The organism is Mycolicibacterium palauense, assembly GCF_002592005.1.
Classification (GTDB): domain Bacteria; phylum Actinomycetota; class Actinomycetes; order Mycobacteriales; family Mycobacteriaceae; genus Mycobacterium; species Mycobacterium palauense.
On record NZ_NVQF01000073.1, the window covers coordinates 20,488 to 30,554 of the forward strand.

Genomic DNA, 10,067 nt, shown 5'->3' on the forward strand with positions numbered 1-10,067 from the left:
CCTGCCGACCCACGGAAGTTCACCTTAACACCGACCCCGACAAGCTGTCGCTGACGCGCCGGGCGGGGTCACTGCGCGATGGTGACCCCGGTGGCGCCCTGGCCGTCGCCGTACTGGCCGGGCCGGCCGCCGTTGATCAGTTCCTGCAGGCCCAGCACCGTCGTGATCCGGCCGGACTCGACGCCGATGTCGTCGACCGTGGTGACCGCCGAGGACATCGCCGGGTCGGCGCGGACGACGGCCACCGCGGCCGTCCCGCCGGCCGAGCCGTCGCGGCCGGCCACCACCGTCCCGGCTCCGTGGGGGGCCAGCGCGGCGGCGAACCGCGCGACGGTCGATCCCTGGTTGCCGGCGTCGTCGCCGAGCGCGCCGCCGGTGACGACGACCGCGGTGTCGGCCGGACCCAGGTTGTCCGTGCCGGTGCCCAGGTCCAGGAAGCCGGTCTCGCGCAGCGCGGCCAGCACGGTCTGGCGCGCGGTGTCGTCGGCCACGGGCGCCTCGGGGGTGCGGCCCTTCAACAGGAAGGCCCCGATCAGGTCGCCGGCCTGTGAGCCTTGATCGACCAGGGTGGCGTTCAGCTGGGCGCCCGCCGGCAGGGGTGAGGAGTTGACCACCGAGCGCAGTTTCTCCGCGGAGTTGGCCTCGACGAACTCCTGGGTGAGCCCCAGGGTCCCGGTGACCGTGCCGCCGGCCTGGCCGATGATCCGCGTCACGGCGGCTACGTCGTCGTCGGCGGCGTCGGGGGTGCGGAACACCACCACCGACTTGTCGGCCAGCGCGTCGCGCACCACCCGGCCCGCGATCTGCATGTCGAAATCGTTGGCCGCGGCGAGCTTCTCGTTCAGGACGTTCTTCTCGTCGTTGAGTTCGTTGATCTGCGACTGGAGGTCGCGCTTGTCGTCGCGCAACCCCGACAGCAGGGTGTCCGACAGCACCCCGGAACCGAGCACCACCCCCACGGCCAGGGCCAGGAACACCGCTGCCAGTGAGATCGCATGTGAGCGAAGAGAAATCACGGTCTACTCCCCGAACGTCGAAACCAGCCGGCCAGGATCTAGGTCACCCAGCCCTGAATCCACAGGGTGAACTGGTTCCAGTAGTGCACGACCCAGTCGATGACGACGGTGTCGGTGCGCGAGACCCACAGGGCGGCGATGATCGCGATGAGCACGGCCAGGATCAGCATCGCCACCGCACCGCCGGAGATCCGGCTGCGGTACAGCGTCGCGACCGCCTTGGCGTCGACGAGCTTCTCGCCCACCTTGAGCCGGGTCAGGAAGGTCGACGGGTTGCTCTGCTGGCGTTCGCGGTCGAAGAATTCCTCGATGTTGGCGGTGTGCCCCGCCGTGACGATCAGCGACGCACCGTGATGATCGGCCAGCAGCAGCGCCAGGTCGGCGGCCGAGCCCGCGGCCGGGAACGTCATCGCCCCCACACCGAGGTCTTGGATGCGTTCCAGGCCCGCGGCGTGGCCGTCGGCGTCGGCGGGCAGCACCACCTGCGCACCCGACTTGAGCACGTCGGCGCTCATCTGGTCGGGGTCGCCGACGATCAGCTGCGGGCGGTAGCCGGCCTTGCGTAGCAGGTCGGCGCCGGCGCCCACGCCGACGAGCACCGGCTGGTACTCCTTGATGAACGGCTTGAGCGACTTCAGGTCGGCGGCGGCGTCCTCCTCCTCGGCGACCACGACGACGTGGCGGCGGTGCATGTCGACGTCGATGTCGGGGATGCCGATGCCGTCGATCAGCAGCGGGCTCTCGCTGCGGATGAACTCGATGGTGTTGCCCGCGAAGGCCTCCAGCTGCGCCACCAGACCGCTCTTGGCGTCGTGCATCATCTCGTTGATCTCGTGCTCGCTGCGCTCGGTGCCCAGCACCAGCCGGCGGTCACCGGAGTAGACGCCGCCGTTGTGCAACCGGATCTTGGCGCCGTCCTTGACCTTCTTGAAGACCTCGGGGCCGGTCTCGTCGATCAGGGCGATGCCGCTGGTGACCAGAACCTCCGGACCGAGGTTGGGATAACGCCCGGAGATCGACGCCGAGGCGTTGACCACCCCGGCGATGTTGGCGTCGACCAACGCGTCGGCGGTCACCCGGTCGAGGTCGAGGATGTCGAGCACCACGATGTCGCCGGGTTCGACTCGCCGCAGGAGGCGGTCGATGTCACGGTCGACGCGGGCGGTACCGGTGACACCGGGCCGCGAGCTGCTGTTGCGGGAGAGAAGCGCTGACATCCTCATGGCGGTGATTCTGTCGGGCATTGGCCGCCCGACCCGGGAGGCGCGCCGTAACAACAGCCCCATAAGTCATATTGCGTCACATCTGCAACACGGTTCGGTGTCGTGGCGCGGGCGCGGCCACGCGGGCGGATCCCCGTGTTCCGGCGGCGGTCCCCGACCTCAGCCCACGTCCACCAGGCGCAGCCAGATCATCCGGCAGGTCCGCATGGCCTGCTCGAGGTCGTGCGTCGAGAACTTCGACGCCTGGTAGAAACTGCGCTCGACCATCCAGCACAGGGCGCGGGCCAGCGCGGGGGCATCGTCGGGTCCGTCGCCGGACGGCACCCCGCCGCGGACCAGCAGCGCGGTGACGGCCTCGGCGATCGCGTACGCGGCGTCGGTCCACAGCCGGTCGACCTCGGGCACCGTCGAGCTGAAGTCCACCGCGGCGCGCATCACCACACCGTGCTCGAGCCACTGCCGAGCGGTGCACTCCAAAGCCGAGGTGACGACCTGCCCGACGGGCCCGGCGCCGGCGAGCGCCTCCACCGAACTCTGCTGCAGAACCTCGACCGTCCGGGCCACCAGCGCGACCAGGACGTCCTGCTTGGAGGCGAAGTAGAAGTACAGAGCACTGCGCGTCATTCCGGCGCCCTCGGCGATGTCGCCGACGGTCATGTGCACGTAGCCGCGGGTCCCGAGCAGCACTTCGGCGGCGTCGAGGATCTGCTGCTCGCGGAGATCACCCTTGCGCACCGCGGGCGGTGCGCCGCGCCGGGAAGACCGGACCTTACTCGTCGCCTTACTCGTCCTGCTCATCGTCGCACCCCGGCCCCAAGGGGCCTAGTTGGCCGCCAGTTGGGCGCCGTCGGCGAAATCGGTGCTGCGGGAGAGGGTTTCCCAGCGCCGAATGTCGTCGTCGACCGCGTCGCGGGCGGCGGAGATCAGCCGCAGGGCGTCGGAGCCCAGCACCAGGTGTGCGGGCGGCTCGTCGAGGTCGAGGATCGACAGGACGGCCTGCGCCGCCTTGGCCGGGTCGCCCAGCTGGTTGCCGCTGGCGTTGATCCGGGCCTGGCGGATCGGGTCGAACAGTTCGTCGTAGTCGGCGACGGTGCGCTCGGCGCGCGTCATCGAGCGACCGGCCCACTCGGTGCGAAACGATCCCGGTTCGATCGCGGTGACGTGAATACCGAACGCCGCGACCTCCTTTCGGACGCTTTCCAGCAGGCCCTCCACCGCGAACTTGCTCGCACAGTAGGCGGACATCCCGGGGACCGCCATCAGGCCGCCCATCGAGGTCACCGCCATGAGGTGGCCGGCCCGACGCTCCCGCATGGCGGGCAGCGCGGCCTGCAGCGTCGCGGCGACGCCGAACACGTTGGTGGCGAACTGCGCGCGCAGCTCCGACAGCGCCGTCTCCTCGAAGATCCCCTCGACGCCGTAGCCCGCGTTGGCGATGACGACGTCGATCGGACCCACCGTCGACTCGACCTCGGCCACGGTGCGAAACACGGCCGCGTCATCGGTCACGTCGAGCAACCGCGCATGCGCCCGGCCCGGTGCCAACGCCTCGAAGGGTGCGACGTCGTCGGGTTTCCGCAGCGTGCCGACGACGCGCTCACCGGCCTCCAGCGCGGCCGTGGCGAACGCCCGCCCCAGCCCGGAGCTCACTCCGGTGATGAATATCGTGCGCATGACCGCCTCCGTTCGGATGCACGAGCAGGGACTGACATAGTGTCAACTTTAAGTCGGCGCGGTGTCAACTTTAAGTCGGCACCATGTCAAATTCGAGTCGACGTCTTGTCCCAGGGTGCAGCCGGCACGCGATACCCGGCGGTGAGACGAGGCCGACGACCGACGGTGGTGCGCCGCCGCACCACCGACCGGGCGGGCCGGCCACATCCGGCCCGTGCCCGGCTCAACGCACTCGGTCAGGAGACCGCCTGCCGGTCCTGCTGGGCGGCCTCCAGCAGTTCCCGGGCGTGCGCACGCCCGGTGTCGGACTCACCCAGCCCGGCCAGCATCCGGGCCAGCTCGGCGACCCGTTCGTCGCCCTCGAGGCGACGCACCCCGCTGGAGCCGTTGCGGCCGCCGGCATCGACCACCAGGTGGGTGTCGGCGTAGGCGGCGACCTGCGGCAGGTGGGTGACGACGATGACCTGGTGGGTGCGGGCCAACCGGGCCAGCCGGCGCCCGATCTGTACCGCCGCGCGGCCGCCCACGCCGGCGTCGACCTCGTCGAACACCATGGTGGTGCCCTCCGCCGAGCTCGCCAACACCACTTCCAGCGCCAGCATCACCCTCGAGAGCTCGCCGCCGGAGGCACTCTTGGCCAGCGGCAGCACCGTCGCGCCGCGGTGGGCGGTGAACCCGAACTCGACCTGGTCGACACCGTCGGGTCCGGCATGGACCCGTTCGCCGCTGGGCAGGCTCAGCGGGGCGGAGTCCTCGGCCGCGGCGGCCTGGGTGCTCACCGTGATCGTGAAGTCGGCGTTGGTCATGGCCAGCCCGGCCAGCTCGGCCGTGACCGCCTTGGCCAGTCCCTTGGCGGCCCTGCCGCGGGCCTTGCTCAGCTCGCCGGCCGTGGCGGCCACCCGCGCCGCGAGCTCGTCGACGCGCTGGGCCAGCTGGGTGAGGGCCTCCTCGGAGACGTCGAGCGCCGAGAGCCGCCGGCGTGCCTCGGCGGCCCAGCCCAGTACGCCGTCGACGTCGGCGGCGTACTTGCGGGTCAGGGTGCGCAGCTCGGCCTGGCGGGCCAGCTTGGTCTCCAGGGTGGAGGCGTCGGTGGGCAGGTCGGCCAGGAACCCGCCGATCTCGCGGGCCACGTCCCCGACCACGGTCAGCGCCTCGGTCAGCTGACGGCTGAGCCCGAGCAACACGGTGTCGTCGGTGGACTGCAGCGCCGTCGTCGCGGTGCCCAGGGTGTCGGCGGCCGAGCCGCCGGCGTCCCCGCCGTCGGCGTCGTCGAGCGCGCCGGTCAGCGCGGCGCGGGCGGTCGTGGCCGCCTCACGCACCGCGTCCAGTTCCGAGAGCCGCCGGATATCGGCCACCAGGGCCTCGTCCTCGCCCGGGTGCGGATCGACCGCGTCGATCTCGGTGAGCGCGAACTTGAGCCGGTCGGCCTCCTGGGCCAGCTCGCGGGCCCGCTCGGTGCGGTCGGTCAGATCGCGGCGGCCCTGCAGCCACTCCTCGCGCACCGCGCGGTAGCGCCGCAGCCGGTCGGCCACGTCGGCGAACCGGTCCAGCGCGGCGCGCTGTTCGTCGGGCCGCATCAGGCGCAGCTGGTCGTTCTGGCCGTGCAGGGTCAACAGCTCGGTGGTGAACGAGCTCAACGACTTCGCGGGCACGCTGCGCCCGCCCAGATAGGCCCGCGACGGGCCGTCACGGGTCACCGAGCGCAGCGCGATCACGCTGCCGTCGTCGTCGCGGTCGGCCCCGGAGGCCTCGAGGATCTCCTCGACGCGGCCGGCGACGGTGTCGAGGACCTCGTCCGTGGTGAACCGGCCCTCCACCACGGCACGGTCGGCGCCCGAGCGCACCCGGTTGGCGTCGGCACGCGCCCCGCCGAGCAGGTGCAGGCCGGTGACCACCATCGTCTTGCCGGTGCCGGTCTCACCGGTCAACACGGTCAGGCCGCGGTCGAACTCGGCGTTGGCCGCGCTGATCGCGCCCAGGGATTCGATGCGGATTTCGGCCAGCACTGCTTCCTGCTATCGGTCGGTTGTCCGGTCTACTGCCCGCGCCACCCGGTGACCGGCAGCCGGAACTTGCGCACCAGGCGGTCGGTGAACGGAGCGCTGTCCAGGCGCACCCACTTCACCGGGGTGGAGCACCGGGTGACCTCCAGGCGCGCCCCGGCGGGCACCACCATCTCACGGCGGCCGTCGCAGAACACCACCGCATCGTGACCGGAGGCCTCGATCTCCACCGCGATGGTGGCGTCGGGGCTGGTGACCATGGGGCGGGCGAAGAGTGCGTGGGCGTTGTTGGGCACCACCAGAATGGCCTCCAGGTCCGGCCACACCACCGGCCCGCCCGCGGAGAACGCGTAGGCCGTCGACCCGGTCGGTGTCGAGATCAACATGCCGTCACAGCCGAAGGACGACACCGGCCTGCCGTCGATCTCGACGATCGCGCCCAGCACCCCCAGCCGCGCGCCCTTCTCGAGGCTGGCCTCGTTGAGCGCCCAGCCGCGGCCCACGACCTCGCCGCGCACCCGCACCGCGACGTCGAGGGTCATCCTGGTCTCCACCCGATAGTCGCGGCGGACCACATGGTCGAGCACCACGTCGATCGCGTCGGCCTCGGATTCGGCCAGAAAGCCGATCCGGCCGAGGTTGACGCCGAGCACCGGGATGTCGGCGTTGCGGGCCAGTTCGGCCGCGCGCAGGAAGGTACCGTCGCCCCCGAGCACCAGTACCAGTTCGCAGCCGTCGGCGGCGGTGCCGTCGGGATCGACCACCTCGATCTGGACGCCCAGGGCCCGCATCTCGTCCGGCGCCAGCCGCAGCGTGCCCCGGTCGACCGCCTCGGCGGTCAGCACCCTCAGCCCGATCTCGTTGTCCCCCAGCACCTTCTCGACCCGGCGCGCCACCTCGGTGGCCTCCTCGCGGCCGGTGTGCACGACGAGCAGAATGGTGCGCTCAGCGCTCATCGGGGCCCCTCCTCGACCGCGCGGGTGACCTCGGCGCGCAGCTTCTCCCCGGTGAACGCGCCGTCGGCCTCGGCGCGCAGCCACAGGAAGTACTCGACGTTGCCGGACGGTCCCGGCAGCGGGCTGGCCGTCACCCCGACGGTGTGCCAGTCCAGCTCGGCGGCACGGTCGGCCACCGACAGCACCGCCGAGACCCGCAGGGCGGGATCCTGCACCACTCCACCGGCGCCGACCAGCCCCTTGCCGACCTCGAACTGGGGTTTCACCATGGGCACGATATCGGCGTGCGGTGACGCGCAGGCGGCCAGCGCGGGCAACACGGTACCCAGCGAGATGAACGACAGATCGGCGACCACCACGTCGACGGGCCCGCCGATCGCCTCGGGTCGCAGGTCACGCACGTTGGTGCGTTCCACGACGGTCACCCGCGGGTCCGAACGCAGCGACCAGGCCAGCTGCCCGTAGCCCACGTCCACGGCGACCACCTCGCGCGCACCGCGGTCCAGCAGCACCTCGGTGAAACCCCCGGTGGAGGCGCCGGCGTCCAGGCAGCGCCGTCCGTCCACGTCGATCCCGAAGAAGTCCAGCGCACCGATCAGCTTGTGGGCCCCCCGCGAGACCCAGGACCGCTCACCGTCGGGGTCGACGGTCAGGTTGGCGGTCACGGCGACGGCGGTGGCCGGTTTGGCCGCCGGCATCCCGTCGATGCGCACCCGGCCGGCGGCGATCAGCGTGGCCGCCTGCTGGCGGGACCGCGCCAGCCCGCGCCGGACCAGCTCGGCGTCGACTCTGCTCCGCCGCGTCACGCTGCGCTCAGCCCTTCTCCACCGATTCCAGGGCCTGCACCAGCACGTCGTGCGCCTCGTCCAGCCGGGCGGCGACCACCTCGATGTCCGCGGCGGCGAAGCCGTCGGCGGTGGCGGGTACCTCGGCGAGCAGCGCGTCGATGTGCGCGCGGATCTGGGCGGGTTCGGCAGTCATGGCGCTTCTCACGCTAGCTGATCGGCGGGCGACAGCAATGACCAGCGCTGCAGCGCGGCGCGTGCCTGCTCGTCACCGGCGACGATGCTGAGCCCGCCGCCGGGCACTCCGGCGTCCCAGACGGCGCGGGCGGTGGCCCGAAGCACCGACAATCCGTCCTCGCCCGGATCGGCGCCGGTCGCGTGCACGGTGACGGTGGCGTGACCGTCGGCACCGGCGTCGACGTCCACCGACCAGCCCGGGTGCGCGGCGACCCGGGTGGCCTCGGCGTCGGTGTGCAGGGCGCGCAGATCCTCGGCGATATAGGTGGGGCGCAGGGGCCCGTCCGCCCGCACCACCTCCGCGGCGGTGCTCACGCCGCACAGCACCATCAGGCTGGGCAGCCCGGCGGCGTTGGCGCCGGCGATGTCGGTGTCGAGCCGGTCGCCCACCACCAGCGGTGCCCGGAAGTGTCCGCGGGCCAGCGCGTCCTGCATCACCGCGGGCCCCGGCTTGCCGGCCACCAGCGGCTCGGTGTCGGTGGCCACCCGCAGCGCGGTGACCATGGAGCCGTTGCCGGGCAGCAGGCCACGCTCCGAGGGCAGGGTCTTGTCGACGTTCGTGGCCACCCACAGCGCCCCGGCGCGGATCGCCAGCGCCGCCTCGGCCAGGATCGACCAGCAGGTCTCGGTGGAGTGTCCCTGGACGACGGCCGCGGGATCGTCGTCGAACACCCGGACCGGGGTCAGCCCGACCGCGCTGATCTCGGCGGCCAGGGCCTCGGTACCCACGATCAGCACCCGCGCCGCGTCGGGCAGCCGCTGCGCCAGGATGCGCGCGGCGCTCTGCGCGCTCGTGACGACGTCGGCGGCGGTGGCGGTGAAACCCAACTCACTGAGGTGGGTGGCCACCTCGCCGGCGCCGCGGGAGGCGTTGTTGGTGACGAAGAACCGGGGCACGTCGGTGCCCCGGAGCGCGTCGACCGCGCCCTCGGTGGGCTCGTGCCCCCGGAACACCGTTCCGTCGAGATCCAGCAGCAGACAGTCGAATCCCTGCACGAACGCCGTCATGTCAGGTGAGCTCGCCGACGCGGTCCTCGGCGTCGGTCACCCCGTCGATGTCGGCGGAGGCGGCGTTGAGGAACCACCGCAGCGCCTCCTCTTCGCGGCCGGCGGCCAGCAGGGCCTCGGCGTAGGCGTAGAACAGCCGGGCGGCGGTCTGACCGGTGCGGGCGGGGTCCAGCGGGGGCGAGGAGAGCACCGCCAGGGCCTGCTCCAGCTGGCCCATGTCCGCGCGGGCACCGGCCATCACGATCCGCAGTTCGTCGGCGTCGTCGCCGGACAGCTCGGCGGCCTCCGCGGAGTTGCCGAGCTCGACGGCCCGTTCGGGGCGGCCGACGCCGCGTTCGCAGTCGGCGATCAGCGGCAGCAGCGGAGACTTGCTGCCCATGCGGCGGGCGGCACGCAGCTCGGCCAGCGCCTGCGCCCAGTCGCCGCAGTGGTAGGCGGCGATGCCGACCGCCTCGCGGATGGCCGCGATGCGGCCCGATCGCTGCCGCGCCGCGCGGGCGTGGGCCAACGCCGCTTCGGGATCCTCGTCGAGCAGTTCCCCGGCGGCCACGAGGTGACGGGCGATGGTGTCGGCGGTCGTACGGTCCAGCGTGCTCAGTTCGCGCCGAATCTCGGGGGCCAGCTGCCGCGCCTCGACGGTGGCCGGAATCCGGGGCCCCTGACGATCCGCCCGGGCGTCGTCGGTGCCGCTGGAGTCCGGCTGGGAGCGCCGGGCCCGGTCGGGTCCCGAGCGCACCGGTGGACCGCCGCGGCGCGAATCGCGCGGTCCGTCACCGCGGCCGCGCGAGCGATCACCCCGATTCGCCCGGGGCGTGCGGCCTCCCTCGCCGCCATTGCTGCTGTCGACCACGTCTGCCTTTCCCGTAGAGCCTCACGACAGGATACGGCGCTCGCCGAATGACCGACAATTTGGTGCCCAGCGGCAATTCAATGTCCGGCTCAATGTCCGGCCGAAACATCCGGTTGAGAATTCTCACCGGAAAGCATGAAAATTCGAATTACCGACCGCTGCCGGCGTGGAGCCGCCATCGACACCCGCCGCAAATAGAAACGCCCCCCACGGTGTGGGGGGTGTTTCTATTTGTGTGTTCGGCGGTGTCCTACTTTTCCACCCGGGTTGGGTAGTATCATCGGCGCTGACAGGCTTAGCTTCCGGGTTCGGGAT

Annotated in this window: 10 protein-coding genes; all 10 read right to left on the reverse strand. The window is 71.9% G+C overall.

Translation table 11 applies throughout. The features are described from left to right. Positions 1-68: 68 nt before the first annotated feature. A complete protein-coding gene (locus tag CSR00_RS22945) occupies positions 69-1,016 on the reverse strand; it encodes a copper transporter (RefSeq protein ID WP_099024723.1) in 948 nt (315 codons plus the stop codon). Between the two features lie 38 nt (positions 1,017-1,054). Continuing rightward, positions 1,055-2,239, reverse strand: coding sequence for a putative cytokinetic ring protein SteA (gene steA, locus CSR00_RS22950; RefSeq protein ID WP_099024736.1), 1,185 nt, complete (start codon positions 2,237-2,239; stop codon positions 1,055-1,057). Between the two features lie 159 nt (positions 2,240-2,398). Then, positions 2,399-3,037 carry a TetR/AcrR family transcriptional regulator gene (locus CSR00_RS22955; RefSeq protein ID WP_099024724.1) on the reverse strand — a complete coding sequence of 213 codons (639 nt, stop codon included), beginning with the start codon at positions 3,035-3,037 and terminating at the stop codon, positions 2,399-2,401. A 24-nt stretch (positions 3,038-3,061) separates the two neighbouring features. Beyond that, positions 3,062-3,913: an oxidoreductase gene (locus CSR00_RS22960; protein ID WP_099024725.1), complete on the reverse strand. Its 852-nt coding sequence runs from the start codon at positions 3,911-3,913 to the stop codon at positions 3,062-3,064. Between the two features lie 236 nt (positions 3,914-4,149). Then, positions 4,150-5,919: a DNA repair protein RecN gene (recN, locus tag CSR00_RS22965; protein WP_099024726.1), complete on the reverse strand. Its 1,770-nt coding sequence runs from the start codon at positions 5,917-5,919 to the stop codon at positions 4,150-4,152. Positions 5,920-5,948: 29 nt separating this feature from the next. Beyond that, complete coding sequence (locus CSR00_RS22970; RefSeq protein ID WP_099024727.1) at positions 5,949-6,872, reverse strand: NAD kinase; 924 nt, start codon at positions 6,870-6,872, stop codon at positions 5,949-5,951. Next, positions 6,869-7,678, reverse strand: a complete 810-nt coding sequence (locus tag CSR00_RS22975; protein WP_099024728.1) for a TlyA family RNA methyltransferase — start codon at positions 7,676-7,678, stop codon at positions 6,869-6,871. Before CSR00_RS22975 ends, CSR00_RS22970 begins: the two co-directional genes overlap by 4 nt. Positions 7,679-7,685: 7 nt before the next feature. Further along, positions 7,686-7,853, reverse strand: coding sequence for a hypothetical protein (locus CSR00_RS30795; RefSeq protein WP_099024729.1), 168 nt, complete (start codon positions 7,851-7,853; stop codon positions 7,686-7,688). Between the two features lie 8 nt (positions 7,854-7,861). Next, a complete protein-coding gene (locus CSR00_RS22985) occupies positions 7,862-8,902 on the reverse strand; it encodes an HAD-IIA family hydrolase (RefSeq protein ID WP_099024730.1) in 1,041 nt (346 codons plus the stop codon). A gap of 1 nt (position 8,903) precedes the next feature. Next, on the reverse strand, positions 8,904-9,752 hold the full coding sequence (locus CSR00_RS22990; RefSeq protein ID WP_099024731.1) for a tetratricopeptide repeat protein: 849 nt from the start codon (positions 9,750-9,752) through the stop codon (positions 8,904-8,906). Positions 9,753-10,067 lie beyond the last annotated feature (315 nt).